Source organism: Lacibacter sp. H407 (assembly GCF_037892605.1).
Taxonomy (GTDB): domain Bacteria; phylum Bacteroidota; class Bacteroidia; order Chitinophagales; family Chitinophagaceae; genus Lacibacter.
Genome location: NZ_JBBKTU010000001.1, coordinates 3573078 through 3597437 on the forward strand (window position 1 = coordinate 3573078; position 24360 = coordinate 3597437).

The 24360-nt window shown below is 40.6% G+C and carries 20 protein-coding genes; 12 read left to right on the plus strand and 8 right to left on the minus strand.

Annotated features, from left to right (window positions below; genetic code table 11):
- The first annotated feature begins 63 nt into the window (after positions 1-63).
- The 4 genes from WG989_RS15550 (at position 64) to WG989_RS15565 (ending at position 4058) form a co-directional block, all read left to right on the plus strand.
- Positions 64-1227, plus strand: coding sequence for a sigma-54-dependent transcriptional regulator (locus WG989_RS15550; RefSeq protein ID WP_340430775.1), 1164 nt, complete (start codon positions 64-66; stop codon positions 1225-1227).
- On the plus strand, positions 1224-1877 hold the full coding sequence (locus WG989_RS15555) for an alpha/beta fold hydrolase (RefSeq protein ID WP_340430777.1): 654 nt from the start codon (positions 1224-1226) through the stop codon (positions 1875-1877). The genes WG989_RS15550 and WG989_RS15555 overlap by 4 nt, the downstream gene beginning before the upstream one ends.
- Positions 1878-1952: 75 nt before the next feature.
- Complete coding sequence (locus WG989_RS15560) at positions 1953-3494, plus strand: S26 family signal peptidase (RefSeq protein ID WP_340430778.1); 1542 nt, start codon at positions 1953-1955, stop codon at positions 3492-3494.
- A 78-nt stretch (positions 3495-3572) separates the two neighbouring features.
- Positions 3573-4058, plus strand: coding sequence for a cytidine deaminase (locus WG989_RS15565; RefSeq protein ID WP_340430779.1), 486 nt, complete (start codon positions 3573-3575; stop codon positions 4056-4058).
- Here WG989_RS15565 and WG989_RS15570 read toward each other — a convergent pair whose 3' ends face one another.
- From WG989_RS15570 to WG989_RS15580, 3 genes are read right to left on the minus strand one after another with little or no spacing between them, the layout of a single operon-like run.
- A complete protein-coding gene (locus tag WG989_RS15570) occupies positions 4059-4559 on the minus strand; it encodes a methylated-DNA--[protein]-cysteine S-methyltransferase (protein WP_340430780.1) in 501 nt (166 codons plus the stop codon).
- Positions 4552-4890 carry a tRNA-binding protein gene (locus WG989_RS15575; protein ID WP_340430781.1) on the minus strand — a complete coding sequence of 113 codons (339 nt, stop codon included), beginning with the start codon at positions 4888-4890 and terminating at the stop codon, positions 4552-4554. The genes WG989_RS15570 and WG989_RS15575 overlap by 8 nt, the downstream gene beginning before the upstream one ends.
- Positions 4883-5767 carry a transglutaminase family protein gene (locus tag WG989_RS15580; protein ID WP_340430782.1) on the minus strand — a complete coding sequence of 295 codons (885 nt, stop codon included), beginning with the start codon at positions 5765-5767 and terminating at the stop codon, positions 4883-4885. Before WG989_RS15580 ends, WG989_RS15575 begins: the two co-directional genes overlap by 8 nt.
- 588 nt (positions 5768-6355) lie before the next feature.
- Between WG989_RS15580 and WG989_RS15585 the strand changes: the two genes are divergently transcribed.
- Complete coding sequence (locus WG989_RS15585) at positions 6356-7093, plus strand: glycerophosphodiester phosphodiesterase (protein WP_340430783.1); 738 nt, start codon at positions 6356-6358, stop codon at positions 7091-7093.
- A 63-nt stretch (positions 7094-7156) separates the two neighbouring features.
- Here the strand turns inward: WG989_RS15585 and WG989_RS15590 are convergent, their stop codons facing one another.
- The gene (locus tag WG989_RS15590) at positions 7157-8188 is read right to left on the minus strand and encodes a GntR family transcriptional regulator (protein ID WP_340430785.1); all 1032 of its coding nucleotides are present in this window, start codon (positions 8186-8188) and stop codon (positions 7157-7159) included.
- Positions 8189-8387: 199 nt separating this feature from the next.
- Between WG989_RS15590 and rhaT the strand changes: the two genes are divergently transcribed.
- From rhaT to WG989_RS15625, 7 genes are all read left to right on the plus strand, one after another.
- Positions 8388-9476, plus strand: a complete 1089-nt coding sequence (rhaT, locus tag WG989_RS15595) for an L-rhamnose/proton symporter RhaT (protein WP_340430787.1) — start codon at positions 8388-8390, stop codon at positions 9474-9476.
- Between the two features lie 20 nt (positions 9477-9496).
- Positions 9497-11617, plus strand: a complete 2121-nt coding sequence (locus tag WG989_RS15600) for a bifunctional aldolase/short-chain dehydrogenase (RefSeq protein WP_340430789.1) — start codon at positions 9497-9499, stop codon at positions 11615-11617.
- 103 nt (positions 11618-11720) lie between these two features.
- Positions 11721-12995 carry a sugar isomerase gene (locus WG989_RS15605; RefSeq protein WP_340430791.1) on the plus strand — a complete coding sequence of 425 codons (1275 nt, stop codon included), beginning with the start codon at positions 11721-11723 and terminating at the stop codon, positions 12993-12995.
- On the plus strand, positions 12995-14374 hold the full coding sequence (locus tag WG989_RS15610; protein ID WP_340430793.1) for an FGGY-family carbohydrate kinase: 1380 nt from the start codon (positions 12995-12997) through the stop codon (positions 14372-14374). Before WG989_RS15605 ends, WG989_RS15610 begins: the two co-directional genes overlap by 1 nt.
- 115 nt (positions 14375-14489) lie before the next feature.
- Complete coding sequence (locus tag WG989_RS15615; protein ID WP_340430795.1) at positions 14490-15227, plus strand: (Fe-S)-binding protein; 738 nt, start codon at positions 14490-14492, stop codon at positions 15225-15227.
- The gene (locus tag WG989_RS15620; RefSeq protein ID WP_340430797.1) at positions 15224-16600 is read left to right on the plus strand and encodes a lactate utilization protein B; all 1377 of its coding nucleotides are present in this window, start codon (positions 15224-15226) and stop codon (positions 16598-16600) included. Before WG989_RS15615 ends, WG989_RS15620 begins: the two co-directional genes overlap by 4 nt.
- Entirely contained in the window at positions 16597-17184 is a 588-nt protein-coding gene (locus WG989_RS15625; protein WP_340430799.1) for a LutC/YkgG family protein, read from the plus strand. Before WG989_RS15620 ends, WG989_RS15625 begins: the two co-directional genes overlap by 4 nt.
- Positions 17185-17190: 6 nt before the next feature.
- On the opposite strand, the gene WG989_RS15630 is transcribed toward WG989_RS15625, so the two are convergent.
- The 4 genes from WG989_RS15630 to WG989_RS15645 form a co-directional block, all read right to left on the minus strand.
- Entirely contained in the window at positions 17191-18606 is a 1416-nt protein-coding gene (locus WG989_RS15630; protein ID WP_340430801.1) for an arylsulfatase, read from the minus strand.
- Positions 18607-18638: 32 nt separating this feature from the next.
- A complete protein-coding gene (locus WG989_RS15635) occupies positions 18639-20075 on the minus strand; it encodes a hypothetical protein (RefSeq protein WP_340430803.1) in 1437 nt (478 codons plus the stop codon).
- A 74-nt stretch (positions 20076-20149) separates the two neighbouring features.
- Positions 20150-23098, minus strand: a complete 2949-nt coding sequence (locus tag WG989_RS15640) for a DUF4982 domain-containing protein (RefSeq protein WP_340430805.1) — start codon at positions 23096-23098, stop codon at positions 20150-20152.
- Between the two features lie 11 nt (positions 23099-23109).
- Positions 23110-24237 (minus strand): glycoside hydrolase family 88/105 protein, encoded by a 1128-nt coding sequence (locus tag WG989_RS15645; protein ID WP_340430807.1) that lies wholly within the window; start codon positions 24235-24237, stop codon positions 23110-23112.
- Between the last annotated feature and the right edge of the window lie 123 nt (positions 24238-24360).

The following is a 24360-nucleotide window of genomic DNA, read 5'->3' on the forward strand; positions in this document are numbered from 1 at the left end:
ATGGTTTTTGGTTAGCTTTGAAGCAATTCAAATTATTTTCCACAAAAGAATTTGTTAAACCATATGAGTCAGATTTTAATTATTGATGATGAAAAGGCCATCCGCAAAACGTTGAGTGAAATTCTATCGTACGAAGGCTATAAGATAGATGATGCAGAAAATGGGGAAGAGGGATTAAAAAAGATCAAAGAGAAAAATTATGATGTAATACTCTGCGACATCAAAATGCCAAAGGTTGACGGTCTTGAGTTTTTAGAAAAAGCAAAAGAGATCAACCCTGATGTGCCGATTATTATGATATCGGGTCATGGTACCATTGAAACCGCAGTGGAAGCAGTAAAGAAAGGTGCGTTCGATTATGTGGCCAAGCCACCCGATCTCAACCGACTGCTTATCACCATTCGCAATGCGATGGACAAACAGACACTGGTAACCGAAACCAAAGTGTTGAAACGTAAAGTGAGTAAAGTACAGGAGATGATCGGTGAAAGCACAGCATTAAAAAAGATCAAAGACACCATTGAAAAAGTGGCGCCAACCGATGCACGTGTATTGATCACTGGCGAAAATGGTTCGGGTAAAGAACTTGTAGCCCGTTGGATGCATGAAAAAAGCAATCGTGTAAACGGCCCCATCATTGAAGTGAACTGCGCAGCCATTCCCGGCGAACTGATCGAAAGTGAATTGTTTGGTCATGAGAAAGGCTCCTTTACTTCAGCAATCAAACAACGCATTGGCAAATTTGAACAGGCAAGTGGTGGCACATTGTTTCTGGATGAAATTGGTGACATGAGTTTAACCGCACAGGCAAAAGTGTTGCGTGCATTGCAGGAAAGCAAGATCACTCGTGTAGGTGGTGAAAAAGATATTACGGTTGATGTACGTGTGATCGCAGCAACAAATAAAGATCTGTTGAAAGAAGTGGAAGCAAAGAACTTCCGTCTCGATCTGTACCATCGCTTAAGTGTTATCATTATTCATGTGCCTTCGTTAAATGAGCGGAAAGAAGATATTCCTTTGTTGGCCGATCATTTTTTACAGCAGGTTGCTGACGATTACGGACAAACGAAAAAAGACATTGAAAAGAAAGCAGTGGATGCATTGCAAAAACATAACTGGAGCGGAAACATCCGTGAGTTCCGGAATGTAATGGAGCGCCTGGTGATCTTATCCGGCAAAACCATTACTGAAGATGATGTATTCAATTTTGTGATTCCCCGTTCATGAGCCAAACGATTTATTGCATCAGCGGGTTAGGTGCTGATGAACAGATATTTTCCAATCTGCAATTACCGGGTTACGAATTGCTGTGCCTGAAATGGATGCAACCCGACCAGGGTGAATCATTTGCTGATTATGCCAGACGGATGTATGCACAAATGAAAGATACAAGCCCAATAATTTTGGGTGTATCGTTCGGCGGCATGTTGGGAATTGAGATCGCCAAACAGTTTCCGGTTAAAAAACTCATTCTTATCTCATCCGTCAAAATAAGAACCGAACGGCCATGGTGGATGCAGGCAGCCGGGAAACTGAAACTCCATCAACTGGTACGGGCAAAACCTCATCCATTACTCTATCCCATTGAGAATTATTTTCTCGGCGTAAAGGAAAAGAAAGAAGTGGAACTGGCGATCCATTTCCGTAAAACAGTTGACAGAGATTATCTGCAATGGGCCATTCACAATATTGTAACATATTCCAATGTAACAATACCTGATAACATCCTACATATTCACGGTACATCCGATAAATTATTTCCTCTCCGTAATGTAAACGCTCACTACAAGATCAAAGGTGGAGGCCATTTTATGGTGTATAACAGAGCCGAAGAGATCAGCCGTATTCTGTGCAGTGAATTGGAGGCTGTTAAATGAAACGGAATATTTCAAGGGGCAATTCGGGCTGCAAAACTGAAACCCTTACTTTTGTGAGCATTAAAAAATGAACGCATGTCGACAAACGAGATTCTCTGGATTTTCATCATCAATCTGCTTTTAGTAGTCCTGCCTGCCATTGGTTTATATGGCATGTTTAAAAAAGCAGGTGTTCCGGCCTGGAAAGCAGTGATACCCTTTTACAATGTTTGGGTAATGGTGGAACTCGCCGGTATGAAGCGTTACTGGTTCTTTCTTCAATTCATCCCGATAGTTGGTTGGTTCATTACTGTTGCCATCTTAATTGATTTTGTAAAAACATTCGGCAAGTTTGCTTTTTGGGAACATGCGTTAACAGTATTAGTGCCATTTATTTATTTTACATACATCGGCTTTAACAAAACAGATAAATACCTCGGCGCCGATTCGGTGATCCGTCACAAAAAATCAGCTGTACGTGAGTGGGTAGATGCTGCCATTTTTGCAATTGTTGCGGCGGGACTCATCCGTATGTTTTTGTTTGAAGCCTATGTAATTCCCACACCTTCCATGGAACGTTCCTTGTTGGTGAACGACTTTTTGTTTGTAAGCAAAACGGCTTATGGTTCCCGTGTTCCTAATACGCCATTGGCATTTCCTTTGGTGCATCATACATTTCCTGTCACCAAAACAAAATCATATCTCGAATGGATCAAGCTTGACTATCGCCGTTGGTTTGCTAAACCGGTAAAGAGAAATGATGTGGTAGTTTTCAATTTGCCGGTAGGCGATACCGTTATTAATGACGAAGAAAATTTTGGTTCCAAAGTAACTTACTACGAAGCCATACGGCAGTTTGGCGGCGATCGTCAACGTGTATGGGATAATTATGGCGACATCATCATTACAAGACCAGTTGATAAGCGTGAAAACTTTATTAAGCGTTGCGTAGGCATTGCAGGCGATACACTTGAAATAAAGAATGGTGTGATTTTTATCAATGGAAAGATCGGTGATATTCCTCCGGCTGCAGAAACAAATTATGTATTGAAAACAAAAGGTCAGCCGTTGGATTATGCTACATTGGAAGAAAGTTATGGCATCCGTTCCGAAGCAGGAGAGGTGAGAGATATTGGCAACAACCTGTATGAAATTTTTCTTACCAAAGAACAAGTAGCCATCTTCAGCAAGCTATCGTTTGTTGAATCCATTACACCCGTGAACTATACTTACGAGCGTGATACTAGAGGGATCGGCGGGGTAGATGTATTCCCGAACGATACGATCTATACTAAATGGACTATCGATAACTACGGACCACTTTACATTCCGAAAAAAGGAACCACCATTCAACTTACACCCGAGCTTTACAGCCGTTATGAGCGTGTAATACGCACCTACGAAGGCAACGATTTTGAAATGAAGGATGGTAAGTTCTTTGTGAATGGACAAGCCACTGATCGCTATACCTTCAAACTTGATTATTTCTGGCTGATGGGCGATAACCGGCATAATTCATTGGACAGCCGCTATTGGGGTTTTGTTCCGGAAGATCATGTCGTGGGTAAAGCATCCCTGATTTTCTTCAGTTGGAACAAAGGCCCACGCTGGAACCGGATTTTCCGTTCAATCAAATAATACCGTATATTTGATACCGAGCTTTTATGATGGATCCTCCGACATGTTCGGGGGATTTTTTGTCAAAACACGTGTACTATGAATAAACAGGAAATTCATTTCGAATATGAGATCTACGACTCTATTGACGATCTTACAGAAGACGACAAATGGTTGCTCGATGAAGCAAGAGAAGTTACCCAACATGCATACGCTCCTTACTCCCGTTTCCAGGTAGGGGCTGTTGCCAAACTCAACAACGGCGAAATAGTAGCCGGCAGTAACCAGGAAAACGCATCGTTCCCGGCAGGTTTGTGTGCGGAGCGTGTAGTGCTGGCATCTGTGTCATCACTCTACCCGAAAATGCCCATCGAAACAATCGCTATCAGTTACAACAACAATAACGGAGAAAGCAATCATCCCATTTCACCTTGTGGTATTTGCAGGCAGGCATTACAGGAGTTTCGTCAAAAAACAAAAGTGCCGATCCGTTTAATATTGGGTGGAATGAATGGCAAAGTATTTATCATTCCTGATGCAGGAATGTTATTGCCGCTTTCATTTACCAGTGATGATATGAAGTAATTAAAACAATTTCGATTGTTTGCCCGCCATTTTCGCTTCATGGTCCAACAACCATTGCTTACGATGCAATCCACCTGCATAGCCCGTTAATTTTCCATCAGCTCCAACAACACGATGACAGGGAATAATGATCGCTAATGGATTTTTTCCATTTGCTGATGCTGCAGCTCGTATGCTTTTTACATTTCCCAAACGCTTGGCCATGTGCAGGTAAGTGATCGTTTCACCGAAAGGGATTTGAATTAATTGTTGCCATACCTTTTGTTGAAAGGCAGTACCGTTAGGATTTAATGGGAGGTCAAATTGTTGACGGGTGCCCGCAAAATATTCGTCCAGTTGTAGAATTGTTTTTTGTAACACAAGCGATGAAGTTGCTTCGGTTGCTGTAACAGCAGCTTCATCCTTAAAACCGGCAACAGTCAATTGTTCTTCTTCCGATTGCAACAACAACATGCCGAGCGGAGAATGATAGAGTGCCGTATGGATCAAATGGTCAGCCAATTTTACCTCCGTTTTGCACTTCTTTATCGGGTTTCAACAATACAACGTTTCCTTCGGGATCATACACACCTAATACAAGACATTCACTGAAAAAAGTAGCGATCTGTTTTACCGGAAAGTTGAGTACTGCCACTACCTGTTTGCCAATCAATTCTTCTTTGTTGTAATGATGAGTGATTTGTGCCGATGATCGTTTGATGCCTAGCGGACCAAAATCGATCGAAAGTTGATAAGCAGGCTTTCGAGCATTGGGAAAATCGGCTGCTTCAATGATGGTGCCTGCGCAGATATTTATTTTTTCAAAATCAGCCCCGGTGATCAGTTCACTCATCCTCCATATCATTTAGTTGCGAAGCAAGTGCAAGCAGATCTCTTTTCTTGTAAGCATTCTTTTCTTTATCAAAACACTTTGCATATTCTTCCAGCATTCGTTGGATAATGCGTTTGTTGCTCATGGGTTTGAAATAAGAAGTAGTAGGGGATACGCTGATGCGTTTGAAATATGTTTCTACATCTTTGTGCGAAAAGATCTGTCCACTGGCTCCATCCATATAAAACTGGATATGTTCCGGCGGAAAATCTGAGTCAACACTATTCTCAGGATCATCATCAAAATAACCAAGAATGAATTGCCTTGGGATATTGATCATGTGCAGATTAATATCCAGCAGGTTGGCCAATGAAAGCAGCAGGATGCCAATTGAAATAGCATTTCCTTTTTTCGCTTCGATGAGTTTATGAACTAAAAATTCATCGCCATGATTGTAATTGATCTCTGTTCCTTTGATCTTGTAATAATTGAACAGGATATTGTTGAGCACATTTACTTTTTCCAGTGACGTAAGAAAGCTGTTCAATTCCAGCCACACGTTCCGTCGCACTTTTTCCAGTTCCTGGTAATGCGATAATAAATTCAGATCGGGGTACTGATAACGGCTCACCAGCAATGCGCCTGTAAAAAGATCATGTTCTTTATCGTTGGCCCACGCATTTACATCTTCCTGCAATTCACGAAAATGCAAACCATGGATCAGCATCTCAATGCGCTCCTGTGTATATTCATCGGCTGTGGTTTCCCATAAATGTTCAAGGTTGGGAATGATCTCTTTGCCCAACGAAATGATCTTCTCACTCACCGTATTGTACACTTCATCATCGGGGTCGTCAATGAGGTGAAGTAATGCTGATATTTCTTTCGTTTGTTCCATCTATTCAGTTTCGATGCTAAGATGCCTTAATCTGGAATTTAAATTGCAAAAACTGTACAACATATCTTGAAAAAGTTGTTCACAACGATGTGGATGACTTGTTTTTCCGTAGTAAAACCACCTGTTTTAGAAAGCCGCTAAGTACATTCACTTATGGCTTTGTTAGGTAAGCACGAATTTTTGATTATAAACACAATAAATTGTTCGAATTACAATTTATCTGCTGTAACCTTGTGTCACCAACAGATTGATCCGAATATCCAAAAAACCAAATGGCGAAAGCCGCTAAAATCCAATGAAGGCCTGTTTTTGAATTCTGGCCCTATGAACCAAACTACGCTGGCTTCTGTACCTTAAGAGAACGGACAAATGAAACAGAATAAAATTGAAGCAGCATAAGAGTCCCCCGGATAACGGGGGACTTTTTTTATTCATTACTTAATCTTCTTACAAACCAGACCGCATCGGTTTGTTTTCTCTGTAAATTGCTGCTTTCGCTTTCTACCTATATAACTGATCATGAATAAAATTCTGTTCGTGTTGCTTTTTGCTGCCGCTTGTTCGGTTGCTTCACAAAAAACGATTGTTATGCAATTTGCTCAAAACCCCGTTGTAGCGCACAGAGGTGCGTTCAAGAAAAACAAACTGCCTGAAAACTCCATTGCAGGATTAAAGAAAGCCATCCGTTTGAAATGTACGGGTTCTGAATTTGATGTGCGGATGACAGCTGATGATTCCCTGATCATTAATCATGATCCGCATTTCAATAAACTGGAAGTGGAGAGATCAACTTTTGCACAGTTGCAGCAGTTTACACTTTCAAATGGTGAGCAGTTGCCAACGCTGCAGCAATATCTGGAAGCAGGTTTGCAAAATAACAGCACAACACGCTTGGTGTTGGAATTAAAGCCATCCGGCATCAGTAAAGAACGTGCAAAGCAAAGTGCAGAGAAAGCAGTACAACTTGTAAAGCGTTTAAAAGCGGAAGCAATGATCGTGTATATCAGTTTTGACTATGATATTCTTTTGAAGATAAGAGAGCTGGATGCAACTGCTTCGTTACAATATCTCGAAGGCAATAAATCGCCTGCACAATTAAAAGCTGATAAGATCGATGGCGCCGATTATCATTTTACCGTCTTTCAAAAAAATCCGGGATGGATTGCAGAAGCCAAACAACACAATATTATTTTGAATGCATGGACGGTGAACGATGCGGCCACGATGGACTGGCTTCTTGAAAATGGATTTGAATTTATTACCACGAATGAACCGGAGTTGTTGTTTGAAAGGGTGTCTGCTTTCAAGAATCGTAACAATAATTAGTGTGGTATACTTAAGCCTGTCGCTTTTCAAACAGCATGTCGAGTATTTCGATGATGATCTTTATTACAACGACTTCCGCAACGTTAACGCAAACGGTACTTCCAAATGCTTCTGATCGTTTTGCAAAATCATATTGGCGACCATTTCGCCCATTTGTTTAAAATCGGTGGAGATGGTGGTAATGCCATCCAGCATAAAACGTTTCCAAGGCGTTTCGTTGTAAGAGATGATGCCGATATCTTTTCCCACCTCTAATTTGGTAGATTGTATTTTATCTAACAGGATCAACAAATCATCTTCCATCAAATTGATATATACATCTCCTTCAGCAATCGTTTCATCTTTGATCTTGTGTACTACTTTGTGTTGGAATGCATACTCCATACAGAAGTTTTCAAATCCTTTCAGTATTTCATCAGGGAAGTAAGTATAGGAAGGGAACACCAGTTTCAATGTGTGATAATTGCTCAGGCTGGGCAATGCTTCTTTGAGGGCATTGAAAATGTCTTTCTCAAAATTTTCGTACACAGCACCATATTCACCTTTTATACCTGGTATCAATTTGTCCAACAAAATGAGTTGACCTTCGTTGATCTCATTGATCACTTCTGCTGCATTATCGCCGCCTTCCAAAAAATGGGGGATCACGACATAATGCGTATAACCTTCTCTTCGGTTTTGCAGTAATTTTTTAAATAAACTGAAATCATTATTATAGATATAAAAATCGATGGCTGCTTGTTCGCCCAATGTTTTTACAAACGAATCGTAAATGAGTTTTTTGTGTGTACTCAGCTTATTGAATATGAGGAACACACGAATGCTTTGTTTTACATCGGTCTTTGAAATAAAATAACCTTTGCCGGGTACAGATCCCACCACGCCCAATTGCTTCAACTGTCGGTATGCTTTTTCAGCTGTATCCCGGGAGATATCCAATTCATAACTCAGATCGTTGATCGAAGGAAGTTGATAATCCTTCCCGATATTTCCCTGCTCAACACCTTTTAAAATGGAGTTGATGAGTTGTACATATTTTGGGGTGATGGATTGTTCATCAATCAGTATATGCCGGTATATATTGTCGCTTGACATGCTTGCAGTTCGTTTTCAAATGATGGCAATCCGGATGTTCCGGGGTTACGTTGAGGGGCAAAAGGTAAGTAATTTCTTAAAAACAACGGATGCATGAACAAATGGATAGTATATTGACATGATAGTACATGACAGTAAACGGGTGGGGAGGAGGTAATTTTATCCCTATCATCCTTGCTTTATAAAAAAATACTAACGAATGCAGGTTTTATTAGGTGTGATCTTTCACTTCATCGGCGGCTTTGCTTCCGGAAGCTTTTATATCCCTTACAAAAAAGTAAAAGGATGGCATTGGGAGAGTTATTGGATCATTGGCGGATTGTTTTCCTGGCTCATTGTTCCTCCCTTAGCAGCTTATCTTACCATTCCCGGTTTTGTTGACATTATTAAAGGCGAAGCAGGTCCTGTATTGGCGGCTACCTATATGTTCGGCATTTTATGGGGTATTGGCGGATTAACGTATGGCCTTGGTGTGCGTTACCTTGGTGTATCGCTGGGCAGCAGTATCATCCTCGGTTTATGTATGGTGTTTGGCGCCATCATCCCCGCCATTTATTACGACTTCAATCCGGTTGCAGCGAAAGATACCTTTAGTATGATGGTTGGTTCTACCTGGGGCTTAACCATCTTAGCTGGTTTGCTCGTGTGTGTGATCGGAATCATCATTAGTGGTAAAGCAGGTATGATGAAAGAAAAAGAATTAAATGTTGCCGGTACCGATCCGCATGGTGCTGAAGTAAAAACAGAATACAAATTTGCATTGGGAATGTTTGTATCCATAGTATCAGGTGTGTTAAGTGCCTGTTTTAATTTTGGATTAGAAGCCGGACAAACACTTGCAACCGTTGCGAATGAAGCATGGGTAGCAGCTAACCCCGGTGAAGGGGAATTTTTATACCGCAACAATGTGATTTATGTGGTGTTATTATGGGGTGGATTAACCACCAACTTGATATGGTGTGTTATTTTAAATGCACGCAATAAATCGTTTGGCGATTATACCAATAAGAAAACGCCTTTGTTCAAGAACTATCTGTTTGCGGCATTGGCCGGTACTACCTGGTTCCTGCAGTTTTTCTTTTATGGTATGGGCGAAAGTAAATTAGGAAACGGACCCAGCTCATGGATTTTGCACATGGCGTTCATTATTCTTGTAGCCAATATGTGGGGATTACTCTTAAAAGAATGGAAGGGCGTAAGTAAAAAAACAATCATGACCGTTACAACAGGTATCATCATCATTATTCTTTCAGTGTTACTGGTAGGATATGGAAATAGCCTGCATTAAAAATATAAAAGAGGTATGTTATGTCAGTAGAAACAAAAAAGTATAAACACGTAAGCTATTTGTGGGATGATGCCAAAGCGGCAGCATTAGCAGGCGATGAAGTAGCGTTATTAGTGTATCGTTCCAATTTATTGGGCGCCGATTTAAGACTAACCAACTATGGTGGTGGTAACACTTCGTGCAAAGCAATGGCAAAAGATCCATTGACAGGCAACGAAGTGGAAGTGATGTGGGTGAAAGGTAGCGGTGGTGACCTTGGCACGATGAAGCGCAGCGGATTAGCGGCACTTTATGTAGATCGCTTACGTAGTTTAAAAAATATTTATCGTGGAATGGATCATGAAGATGAAATGGTTGAACTGTTCAATCATTGTATTTATGATCTGGCTTCAAAAGCGCCATCGATCGATACACCATTGCATGGATTTCTTCCGTTTAAACATATAGATCATTTACATCCCGATGCAGCCATTGCTATTGCTGCTGCAAAAGATGGAGAGAAGATCACCAAAGAATTATTTAACGGAACAATAGGTTGGGTGCCCTGGCAAAAACCGGGTTTCGATCTTGGCCTGCAATTAAAACAATGTTTGGATGAAAATCCCGGCATCCGTGGTATCATGCTTGGCTCACATGGTTTGTTTACCTGGGGCGATACCGCATACGAATCATATATCAACACATTGGAAGTAATTGAGCGTTGTGCAGATTATTTAGAAGATAATATCAAAAAGCAAACAGCGATATTCGGCGGTGCAAAGTTGAGCTCATTACCGGAAGCAGAGCGTAAACAACAGGCGGCTGTATTGGCGCCGGTGTTACGTGGTTTTTGTTCTTCACAAAATCGAATGATCGGTCATTTTACTGATGATGCAAGAGTGTTGGAATACATCAATTCTAATGATCTTGATCGGTTAGCTCCGTTGGGAACAAGTTGTCCGGATCATTTCCTTCGTACCAAAATTTCTCCATTGGTACTCAACCTTGCACCAACAGAAAATTTGAGCGATGTAACAGCGATCAAAGAAAAAATTACACCATTGTTTGAAGCATACCGCAAGATGTATGCAGAGTATTATACCACCTGCAAACATGCAAACAGTCCGGCCATGCGTGATCCAAATCCTGTGGTGATTCTCTATCCCGGTGTTGGTATGTTCACGTTTGCAAAAGACAAGCAAACAGCAAGAGTAGCAGCTGAGTTTTATATCAATGCCATCAATGTAATGAAAGGAGCTGAAGCAATTTCTGAATACACTTCATTGCCACGCCAGGAAGCATTCAACATTGAATACTGGTTACTGGAAGAAGCGAAATTGCAACGCATGCCGAAGCCAAAAGCATTGAGTGGAAAAATTGTATTGGTAACAGGAAGCGGTGGCGGAATTGGTAAAGCGATTGCGAAAAAATTTGCAGAAGAAGGCGCATGTGTGATCCTCAACGATATGAATCCGGAACGTTTGTCGGAAGCAAAAGAAGAATTCATCAAGCAATTCGGAAAAGATACAGTAGCTGCTGATATATTGGATGTAACCGATGCTGATACCATCAGCACAACAATGGCTACATCTGCACTTGCATTTGGCGGCGTGGATATTATTGTCAACAACGCAGGTCTTTCCATTTCAAAACCAATTGAAGAGCATACAGAAAAAGATTGGGATCTGTTATATGATGTATTGGTGAAAGGTCAATTCATGGTGACGCAAAAAGCGGTTGAAGTAATGCGTAAACAGGGATTGGGTGGCGATGTGTTGAACATTGTTAGTAAGAATGCACTTGTAAGCGGACCTAATAACGCAGGCTATGGTTCAGCAAAAGCAGCACAAATGCATTTGAGCCGATTGAATGCCGCTGAATTAGGAAAAGATAAGATCCGTGTGAATGTGGTGAATCCTGATGCGGTAATTGCCGGCAGCAATATCTGGAGCGGCGGATGGGCCGAAGGCAGAGCCAAGGCTTATGGCATCAGTATTGAAGAGTTACCGGCTTATTATGCAGGACGAACTTTATTAAATGAAATTATACTACCTGAAGATATTGCCAATGCATGTTTTGCATTTGCAGGTGGGCTGTTACATAAATCAACCGGAAATGTGTTAAACGTTGATGGTGGAGTTGCTACAGCTTTTGTACGGTAGGAAATCTTTTTTCTCATAATCAATAGTTATTTAAAACGGGTTGTCTGCTCTCATTCGACCCTTTTTTTTAAATTGATTAACTTAACAGTTATAAATTGAATGTATGCGTATAGAAAAAAACAGGATCGCAGAGTTTAACGGATTGCATACCGCAGAGCATCAACGAAAATTCGATTTCATTGCAGCAGATATTCCGAATGTTGAAGAGGTGTTACAAAAACTTATCGACTTCCAGGTGGCAATCCCAAGTTGGGCATTGGGTACAGGTGGAACAAGATTCGGTCGTTTTGCAGGTGCAGGTGAGCCCGGCAGTTTAGAACAGAAATTAGAAGATGTTGGTTTGCTGCATGCGCTCAACCAATCGAGTGGTGCCATTTCATTACATATTCCGTGGGATATTCCTGACAACTATGCATCTATCAAAGCCTCTGCGGCGCAACTGGGTTTGAAGTTTGATGCAGTAAATTCAAATACATTTCAAGATCAGAAAGAGCAGGAGCTGAGTTATAAATTCGGTTCATTACAACATGTAAACAAGGCTGTACGCAAACAAGCCATTGAACATAATATTGAAGTTATTAAACATGGTGTTGAACTTGGTTCAACTGCATTAACCGTTTGGTTAAGTGATGGCAGTTGTTTCCCAGGTCAATTAAATTTCAGAAAAGCATTTCAGAATACATTGGAAAGTCTGCAGGAAATCTATGCAGCTTTACCAGATGATTGGAAAGTGTTTGTTGAATACAAAGCATTTGAACCAAACTTCTACTCAATGACAGTAGGCGATTGGGGACAATCATTGTTGTATGCAAACAAACTCGGACCAAAAGCATATACATTAGTAGATCTTGGACATCATCTTCCTAACGCAAACATTGAACAGATCGTTGCATTGTTATTGATGGAAGGCAAGCTTGCCGGTTTCCATTTCAACGATAGTAAATATGGTGATGATGATCTAACTGTAGGCAGCATCAAACCTTATCAACTGTTTTTAATTTTTAATGAACTGGTTGAAGGAATGGATGCAAGAGGCATGGATCATACAACTGATCTCGGCTGGATGATCGATGCAAGCCACAACGTAAAAGATCCGTTAGAAGATCTGTTACAATCAGTAGAAGCCATCATGATCGCTTATGCGCAGGCATTAACTGTTGATCGTAAAAAATTAAATGCAGCACAGGAAGCAAATGACGTGGTAGCCGCACAGGAAGTATTGCAAAATACTTTCAGAACAGATCTGCGTGCATTGGTTGCTGAAGCAAGATTGAGAAGTGGAGCAGCATTGTATCCTTTACAATTCTTCCGTGAACAGAAACTGAGGGAGCAATTGATAAAAGAAAGAGGCAGTAAGACTGTTGCAACAGGATTGTGATGAGTAAGATTCCCGTTATAGCGATTTTTGATATTGGCAAAACCAACAAAAAACTGTTGTTGTTTGATGAACATTACAAAGTTGTTCATGAAGAAAGTCGGCAGTTAGATGAAGCTAAAGATGAAGATGGTTTTGCATGTGAGGATGTTGAACTGCTTACACAATGGGTAAATGATACATTCGAAGCTTTGCTGAAAGACGATCGCTTTCAAATCAAAGCCGTCAATTTTTCGGCTTACGGTGCAAGCTTTGTTTATCTCGATAAAGACTTAAAGGTTATTCCGCCGTTATATAATTACCTGAAGCCTTACGATCCTGCATTACAGGAAAAATTCTACAAAGACTATGGTGGCGAAAGCCGGGTTTCGAAAGAAACAGCATCACCTGTTTTAGGTAATCTTAATTCAGGCATGCAGTTATACCGGTTGAAACATGAAAAGCCGGAAGTATTTGCTGAGATCAAATACGCATTGCATCTGCCACAGTATTTATGTTTTATTCTTTCCGGAAAGTTGCATACTGATATTACAAGCATCGGCTGTCATACAAATCTCTGGGACTTCCAGGAAAAGCATTACCATGATTGGGTTAAGAAGGAAGGAGTTGCTGACAAATTTGCTCCTGTTTTAAAAAGCAATGCTGTTGCAGGTTATACAGATAAAAAGATTCCGGTGGGAGGAGGTTTGCACGATAGCTCTTCTGCTTTGATCCCTTACCTCGCATCGTTTCATGAGCCGTTTATTCTGTTATCAACCGGAACATGGTGCATCACGTTGAATCCGTTCAATCATTCACAGTTAAGTGATCTTGAATTGCACCAGGATTGTCTCTGTTATCTTTCGTATGAAGGTAATCCTGTGAAAGCATCCCGTTTGTTTGCAGGTTACGAACACGAACAACAAACTAAACGATTAGCCGCATTTTTTAAATTGCCGGAAGATCATTATAAAACAGTTGAGTGCGATCAAACCATTATTGATCAATTGGAGTTAGGCAAAGCATTCACAAAAAAAGGTGCTGATGATGTCATGATCCAGCAATCGGTTTTTGCCAAACGGGATCTGAAGAAGTTCAAAAACTATGAGCAGGCCTATCATCAATTAATAGCCGATATTATTACACAACAATTATATAGTACCAATCTTGTATTGAAAGGAACTCAGGTGAAACGTATTTTTGTTGATGGCGGCTTTGGGAAAAATCCCATCTTTATGCACATGATGGCGGATGTGTTTCCAGGTGTTGAAGTATATGCTGCATCTGTGGCACAGGCTTCTGCATTAGGAGCAGCATTAGTGATGCATGAACATTGGAACAAAAAAGTATTGCCAACCGATATCATTGAATTAAAATATTACTCCGAACAACAGAAACGATGAAGTGGAAAAGCGTATGAAATAGCCATTAAAAATTATCGAGCAATTTTTCATTAACCGGCGATGATAATTTTTAATGCTTTATACTTTGTGGCCAATGAGCAATAAAAATGTACACATGAAAGTTGGATTGTTTATTCCCTGTTATATTGATCAGTTTTACCCGCAGGTTGGTATTGCTACATTACAACTCTTAGAAAAATTTGGATGTAACGTTTCTTTTCCTCTCAATCAAACATGTTGCGGACAGCCAATGGCCAACAGTGGATTTGCAGCCCTCAGCAAAAATTGTGATAAAAACTTTGTTGCCAATTTCCGTGGCTTCGATTATATCGTTGGGCCATCGGGCAGCTGTGTGTTGCATTTAAAAGAACACCTGCACGATGAGCAACATCCCGGTGAAGCAGAACATATCCGTAAACACGTGTACGAACTCACGGAATTTTTGGTTGACATACTTAAAATAGAAAAGCTCGAAGCTTCCTTTCCACATAAAGTAGGATTACATAATAGTTGTCATGGTCAGCGAGGTTTGCATCTGTCTTCAATGAGTGAACGGATGTTACCGGCGTTTTCAAAACCACAGCAATTGTTGAGCATGGTAAAAGGTTTGGAACTCACGCTCCCTGTTCGTAGTGATGAATGTTGCGGCTTTGGCGGAACGTTTTGTGTATTTGAAGAAGCGGTGAGTGTGAAGATGGGGAAGGATCGTATTGCAGACCATGCAACAAATAATGTTGAATACATTACCGGTGGAGATGTAAGTTGCCTGATGCATCTGGAAGGAATTTTAAAACGTAATGGCAGCAAGGTGAAGACGGTTCATATTGCAGAAATTTTAAACAGCAATGCATGAGTACAAGTAAACTTTCCCATGCTGAAGCTGCAGAGCAATTCATTAAAGACGAACCAAGAACTGATTGGCACGACGAAACACTTTGGTTTGTTCGTCAAAAAAGAGATAAAGCTGCTCATGGTTTACCCGAATGGGAAAAGCTGAGAGAATGGGCATCACAAATAAAAGATCATACACTTTCCAATCTCGATAATTATTTACTGGAGTTTGAACGTAATGCAAATGCAAACGGCATAACCGTACATTGGGCAACAGACGGCGCAGATCATAACCGCATCATTTTCGATATCATTCAGCAAAACAATATTCAGAAGATCGTTAAGAGTAAGAGTATGCTTACGGAAGAATGTGGCTTGAATGAGTTCTTACATGCAAAAGGAATAGAAACAGTTGATACAGATCTCGGCGAACGTATTGTGCAGTTCAGGAATGAAGCGCCCAGCCATATTGTATTACCTGCAATTCACTTGAAAAAACAGGATGTAAGTGATACATTTCATGAACATCTGCACACAGAAAAAGGAAATAACGATCCGCAATATTTAACGGAAGCTGCACGCCAGCATTTACGTGAAAAATTTATTGAATCTGAACTGGCAATTACGGGAGTAAACTTTGCAGTTGCAGAAACTGGAGGCTTTGTAGTTTGTACCAATGAAGGCAATGCCGACATGGGTGCACATGCTGCAAAAATTCATATTGCCTGTATGGGTTTTGAAAAGATGATTCCCAAAGCAGAACATCTGAGTGTATTTCTTCGATTGCTTGCACGTAGCGCAACAGGTCAACCCATTACCACTTACTCCAGTCATTTTCACAAACCAAGAGAAGGGCAGGAGATGCACATCATCATTGTTGATAATGGACGGAGCAGGCAATTAGGGCGTGCTGATTTCAGAAACTCGTTGAAGTGTATCCGTTGTGCAGCATGTTTCAATACCTGTCCCGTTTATAGAAGAAGTGGCGGACATAGTTATCATACAGCAGTTGCAGGTCCAATCGGTTCTATTCTCAACCCTAATATTGATATGCGTGCAAACGCTGACTTGCCATTTGCATCCACACTCTGCGGTAGCTGCAGCAATGTATGCCCGGTGAAAATTGATATCCATGATCAGTTATGGAAATGGAGACAGGTATTAGTTGCAGAAGGTTATGTTGATACCACCAAGAAAATTGGTTTACAAGGAATGGCCTTTGTGTTAGCAAGACCGGGACTATATCGCTTTGCTGGTAAAGCAGGAAGAGCTGTGATGCGGATGTTCCCGTGGTTGCTCAATAACAAACTCAATCCATGGTATAAACAACGGGAGATGCCGGCACCTCCGAAAGAAAGCTTCCGTGATTGGTACATCAAGAACAAACAACAATGAGCGCAAGAGAAACGATATTAAAAGCCATTACTGCAAACAAACCAACCTTGGTTGATCTGCCTGCAATTAATTTGACGGAAGTTATTCAATACAACGATCTGTTGCAACAATACAAAACGGTGTTGCAAAGCATCGGTGGTGGTACAGTTGAATTGCAAGACCTCAACTCTTTAAAAGAAGAACTGCAGGCAAAAAAAGCAAATGGTGATTTTGTGGTGAACAGAATTGCAGCGCTTGGAGAAGTAGAAGATTCACTTGATCACCTGTCTGCAACCGATCTTGCTGCAGTTGAAATAGCTTACCTGGAAGGAACAATTGCTGTTGCAGAGAACGGTGCTATTTGGCTATACGAAAGTCAAATGGGCAATCGGTTATTGCCTTTTATTTGTCAGCACCTGGTCATTGTAATTGAAAAGAAAAATATTGTACCAACCATGCATCATGCCTATCAGCAAATTGAAACGACGAAAGAAGGTTTTGGTGTTTTTCTTGCTGGCCCATCTAAAACAGCCGATATTGAGCAATCATTAGTGATTGGTGCACATGGTGCCAGAAGTTTGATCGTGTATATTCTCAACGATTAGGAAATCCTACTTGTTTTTTTCTGACGAAAGCAAAGGCCAATCGGGATTGTAAACATGTTCCTGTTTCATCAATTGCTCAATCACTTTTACAACAGATGGATATTTTGCGGCAAGATTTGTTTGCTCTAATGGATCGGTATTGAGATTATATAATTCAATTGGTGCATTTTCATTTTTACTTACACCCATACGTACGCCTTTCCATTTTCCCCAACGCACCGCTTGTCGTCCATCATTTTCATGAAACTCCCAATAGAAAAAGTCATGAAGTTTTTGTCGCCCTTTATTTTGCGTAAGTAACGGAACAATCGATATGCCGTCGATCTTTTCGGTAACAGGAACTTTTGCTAAATCTAAAAAAGTGGGATACATATCCCATAATGCAGCAGGTTGTGTAACTACTGCCGGTTTTATTTTTGTGGGCCAATAGGCAATGAAAGGAACACGCATGCCGCCTTCATACAAGTCACGCTTAATACCACGATAAATTCCATTGCTGTTGAAGAACTCAGGGTCACCACCGTTCTCTTTGTGCGGCCCGTTATCACTGGTGAAAATGATGAGTGTATTTTCGGCCACGCCTTTTTCCTGAATCGCTTTTACAATTTCACCAACATACAGATCAAGCCGGCCAACCATTGCCGCAAACTGTGCATGCGGATAGGGTTCCGGATTCATATTGTGCGGTCTTGTTTTTAATGCTGCACCGGTAAGCGGTTGCTCATTGAACTTCTGCTTATAGTAATCGTACAAACTGTCGTGCGGCCCAATTACATCACCATGTGGCAAGGTGTAGGAGAGATACATGAAGAAAGGTTTACTATTCGCTTCTTTAATGTATCGCACTGCCTGTTGATGAATTAGTGCGGCAGAATAAACAGAGTCGTATTGTTTATTGATTGAAAGGTCAACTTTCTCATGATTCTTCCACAGGTATGGAGGGTAGAAGTCATGTGCCAACGCCTGATCATTATAGCCATAGAAAAGATCAAATCCTTTTTTATTCGGATCGCCGCTGTTTTGGTTGAAGCCCATTCCCCATTTGCCAAAAGTTGCCGTTGCATATCCATTTTGCTGTAAATAAGTGGCGAAGGTTTTGGTTGATTCAGGTAATGGTGTTTGACCTTCCGGTGGAAATTGTTTGTTGCCACGGATAGGAGTATGGCCGGTATGCAAACCTGTCATCAACGATGCACGTGATGGTGCACAAACCGATGTGCCGGAATAAAATGAAGTAAACTTTTTCCCTTTCGCTGCCAATGCATCAAGGTTGGGGGTTTCAATTTTCTGCTGACCATAACAGCCCAATTCTCCATAACCCAGATCATCAGCAAAAATGAAAATGATATTTGGTTGTTGTGCAACAGCTGATGAACTGGTAAACAGAAAAATGAATAATAGTAAGGAGGAAATAGTTTTCATGTTGTGACGCTGATGATTGATCAATACCGAAGTTAATTATTAAAGGTTACTTTCATTAGGCCGATCTCTTTTTTGTCGGTAAAAGGAACAATAAAGTAGTTGTCATCGGCTGTTTGTAACAGTGGTAACATAAAATGGAACTGATTATATACCCGAACAGGTAGCGTTTCGATTTGTCCGTCTTTGTTTGGATAAACCAATACCAGTCCTTTTCTTTTTGCGGCCAATTCGTGTACCAACAATAAGTATGAAGTGCTTTGCAACACAAACTGAGCATGTGTCCAGGGGTGGATCTTATAATATCGCCCCTCGTTTTTTACAAGACTGTCTTTAACTCTCTCTAGCCGGTTGTTTAGTAACACCATACGAACCGCTGTTGGATAATTCAATTGAGTGGATGGGTAATAGAAATTATCAGGGTTCCATACATTGGATGATGAATTTCCGGGACCTCCCATATCTGTACGTTGGTTATACAAATTCATTCTCGCTGCACCTGTTCCTTGAAATGCAGAAAAACTGAGCCAACCGGTCGTTTTGTTTTTTTCTACATAGAAACTCGAAACGGCATTATCCTTAAATGGATTTGTAATGGTTCGTAGCGGCGCAATTTCATTTAATAAATGGTTTAAGCGTGCCATAAAAATGACGGGTCTTGATCGTTTGTAGCCAGCCGGTGAATGTAACATCGAATAAACAAAAATGCTGGAGTCTGTCCTGCTGTATCGAAGGGTTGGGGATGAATAAACATGCTTGCCGCTCTCAAATTCTTTTGAAATAATTGTACCGGATGCAAGATCGATCTTCAGCAACGTCAATGTGTTTGTTTCATCTTCATCCTTTGTATTTTTTAGTATAAGCAGGTGGTCATCATTCAGTGTTACCTGCTTTAACTCATCCGTTCCAATATCAAAGGGAAAAATCAATTGAGAGGTCAGTTGGGCCGGACCTTCCGTATCAAGTTTTACAACAACACTTTTAATTCTTTTTATCTGAGGATGATAGGAGTGTGAGACAAGATAGATATTGTTGTTACGGTTGAATAACTGGAATGTTGCTTTACTCTTGTTCCACAATGAATCAGTGGGGTTGTTAATGAGTTTGGAAATATCACTGGATGTACCGTCGCCGTTTATTTTAATAAACTGATGACGGGTTGGCTGTTCCGAATGCGCATATAAAATATAATAATCGCTCAGTTGAAGAAGCCGGATATCGCAGTTTTCCGGCAGGTTGATATTGAGCTCATTGCTGGAATGTAATTGCAACTGATTATTGAAGACGTGTATTACGGGTTTCTTTGTATAGCTGAAATAAATCAGATGATGAAATCCCTGTACGTTCGCTACCAATTGAATATTACCTGTACCAGGTGTTTTTAAAAGACTTTTGCTGTATTGTATTTTCTGTGCTGAACATACAGCACAGAAGAAAAAAAGTAATATAGTAAGCAGTCGATAGTAGTTCATATGTAAACAAATAGCCGGGTTCATAAAAATAACCGGCTAAATCTAAATGATCTGTTACAAATTGATCCGACAATTTATTTCACCGGCTCATAAATTTCAACTTCGATTATACTTAATCTTCCTTTGCTGTTTGCATCATTGCGTGTTACGCCATCATCAAGCTTTTTACCAGATACCTCTGTTGATGTTTCGCCCGTCAAGTTAGCCGATTTTACCAATTCAATTCTCAGCTTCTTACCGGTCAATCGTTTGCACACAATGGTACAATAACCTAAGCTTGTTGGCGTGTTGCCGTTAAATACTTCCTGCCCGTCAACTGAAATGCGTAAGGGGTAGCTGCGTGAACGGAAATTATTCAGTTTCAACGTTACCTCACTGATGGTTGCAGGTTGTTGCAATTCGTATTCGATCCATGCTGTTGATAAATTGCCATCGTTGTACCAATCAGTTAATTCATTATCATCAAAACTTGCAAAGGCGCTATCAGATTTTGATCCTGCTTTTGCTTTTACAATCGTTAATGCTTTTCTTTTTTGAATAAATGATGGAGTAGAAGGAGTGGGGCCACGTTGCAGGCTGCCTTTTAAACCATGCGATGGTAATTGTTTACTAATGCCATTGGTTACAGGTACAGCAGTTGATTGCTGTTGTAAAGAAGCAGGTTTTAGTCCATCTGCAGTTGCAGATAGTTTGATCGATCCTGCTTTGGTTGTTGTACGAATGAGTACACGGTTCACACCATTTTCAACAGGAAGTTCTTTTGAAAGTATATAGTTGTCTGGTCCTTGTGCCATACCGCCTCTCCATTCTGCTTCGCCTTCGAGATTGAAGTTGATCATGTTCATAGCAACAGGGCAGCGTTGACCATTTGCATCAACTACTTCCACTTCTATTAATGCCACATCATGCCCGTTGGCCTGCATGCCTTTTGGATGAGTGATTGCTGTTAAACGAAGTGCAACAGGTTTGCCTGCTGTTGTTTTTTGTGCTGTACACAGTTGTTTGCCATTTGCATCGTATCCAATAGCTTTTATAGATCCCTTTTGCCAGCGAATTTGTTTGAATGTAAACTGGAAACGGTTGCTCTGTACACCAAAGCCTAAGGATTTGCCATTGACAAACAGTTCCACTTTGTCGGCAGATGAGATCACAAACATGTCCTTCACGGTTGTGTCACTATAATTCCAATGTCCAATAATGTGGATGCCAGGTTTTTCAACATCGACCCAACCATCCCACATAATTTTATGTGCATAAAAATTTTCTTTGATGATACGCAGTGCATCCACTTCACCACTTCTTCTGTAATTTTCTGCACCACGATGATGTGTGTTTGTTTCGGAGAAAACAATGTTCACACCTCCTGAACTTACACGCTTACCGGTACCAGGTCTTTCTTTCCAGAAATCATACCAGCGTGCAATATTTTCCAGCGCATGCGATTCCATATTGCGGTTATAAATTTTTGCCGGTTCACCTTTATGCAAAGGACCATCACCATCTTTATGATATGGTGGTGAATAATCATCCCAATATTTACGCAATCCTTCATCTCTTGAATATTCCATTGCCCATACAGGAATGTTTGCACTTTTGTTCACGTATAACATCTCACCACCATACTCAGCTGTTTTACTGTCGAGCATTTCCCTGCTGCCGATTGCACGGCCACCAAACGGATCATATATTTCACGTATGGCTTTCATTTCGACCATGTGTTGCTCACTGATGCTTTCGTTGCCGCATTCGTAAAAAATAATACTGGGATTGTTACGGTTGTAAATAATTGCATCACGCATAACAGTTTTGCGTTGTTCCCAACGTGTACCTGTTACATCCCGTTCTGCATCACCAGCAGGCATCGCCTGCATTAACCCAACACGGTCACAACTTTCAACATCCTGTTTCCATGGTGTAATGTGCATCCAACGTACAAGATTACCATTGCTCTCCACCATCAGTTTATTGCTGTAATCGCTTAACCATGCAGGAACGCTCATGCCAATGGCAGGCCATTCGTTCGATGTGCGTTGTGCATAGCCATGTATTTGTATCACACGGTCATTGAGATAAATCATTCCGTCTTTAAAAGCAGTTTTTCGAAATCCTGTTTTTGTGATAACAACATCAACCACTTGGCCATTGATCTTCAAACTTGTTTCCACATCATACAAATAACCATAGCCCCAGCTCCAGAAATTTAGATTGGAAGTTGCAGCCGACGAACTGATCGTTTTTGTTTCGTTTGGCTGAATGATCATTGGAGCAGATGAAAATGTTTTCACCAAAAGACCATTCATGTCTTTTACAGTAACTGCGTATGATACCGTTTGTTCTTTACCTGATTCATTCTTTACTTCTGATGATGCAACAATAGTTGCTTTCCTGTTTTTAATATCAAAGTCTTTGGCATAGATGTAAGTACCTGTAGTACCAAGATTATTATACAGTGGCAATGTTTGATAAACGTTTCCTGTAACATGCAGGAATACATTTTTACTTAAACCACCGTAGTTCGCATTGAAATTCCGATCGATCCATTGGTATTTTGTATTGGTTGCTTTTTCACGATACTCCCAACTGTTATCGGTACGCACCGCAATTACATTTTCTTCCGTACCATACTTCAGCAGTTTGCTGATGTCGTAGCCAAAAGCCATCACACCATTTTCGTGTAAGCCAACATATTGACCGTTTACATAAATAGCAGCAGCCTGCCGCACACCTTCAAATTCAATAAATACTTTTTGTCCTTTTGATGATAGGGGTAGTTTAAATTTCTTCCGATACCATGCAATGCCTGTAGATAGATCAACGATATCTTTTTTAAAGGCTTCATCTTCATTCCATGCATAGGGTAGTGTTACCTGTTTCCATTTGTTATCATTATACGATGGAGCAATGGCTGCAGAATCGTCACCAACAAATACTTTCCACTGAGGATTGAAATTATACCTGGTACGTTGTGCAAATACAGTGATCGCAGCAACACTTATTGCTGCGATCAGTATGATTTTTTTCATTCTTGTTGTTGTTATTTTAACTTATAGATCTCTGTACCTGCTAACAGAAAACAACCTAAGCCATAATCTTCAAAATCGGGAGTGCTTGTAAACGAAACAGGTTGTCCATCTTTTGGCTCTTTACCTGTGCCTTGCACATAACCTAATTTTCCATTTGGATGAACGGCCTCTTTACACATTGCACTCCATGCTTTGGCAATAGAAGAATTGTATGTTTTTTTATCAAGAATACCATTGTTAATGCCCCATGCAAAACCATAGATAAATAATGACGTGCCGGAAACTTCTTTGCCGCCAAAATTATTTGGATCGTTCAAACTTACATTCCAATATCCATCAGCACGTTGCAATGGTAGCAGAGCAGCACACATGTCTTTAAAGTCTTGCAGGTATTCATTGTAGTGTGGGTCTGTTTTCGGTAATTCTTCCAATGTTTTTGCTAAAGCTGCAACAACCCAGCCATTGCCACGGCTCCAGTAACAATCGTCACCATTTGGTTCTTTGTATGGTGGAACAAAGTCTTTATCTCTCCACCAAAGTTTTTCTGCCTGGTTGTACAATCCATTGCCGCCATGTTTGTATTTCGTGAATGCATACATTTCATACATGCGGCTGAAATAGTTTGTATCGTTATAGAGATTGCCGAGTTTTACGAACACCGGCATTGCCATTTGTAATGCATCGATCCAATTCCAGTCATCTACTTTTTTTGTGATCATCATGGAGTCGATAGAAGCTTTAATATCCTTTATACGCTCCGGATTTTGCTTGTTATCGATCAGGTACATGTCGATATATGTTTGTCCGCAACATTGGTTATCTGCATTTCTTGTTCTGATACCACCACGTAAACCCCATTTGTGTTTTTCGCCCCACTGCTTGGCATAATCATAATACGCCTGTTGCTTGTCGGTTTTGTACAATGCGATCAAACCTTCGTAATACACCGCTCTTGTCCAGATATTGCTGGGCCGTTCAATATTGGTAAAAATGGATTTACCTGCATCGGGCCACTTGTCCATAAAGTACTGGTTGGTGAGCCGGAGTGTTTTTAAAATTTTCTTTTTAGAAGGGATTTTTTGCGCATTGGATGATGCGGCAATAGCAATCAACAGAAGAACTGATAATATTCTTTTCATAATAGCAGCAAGGTTAAAAATTTAAAACTCAATGTTAGGGAAATTATAGTTGGGCGGCGTCCTGTTGTATCCTGAGTTCTTCAATTCCGGATATATAGAATGCTACGTAGTACACCTGCATGT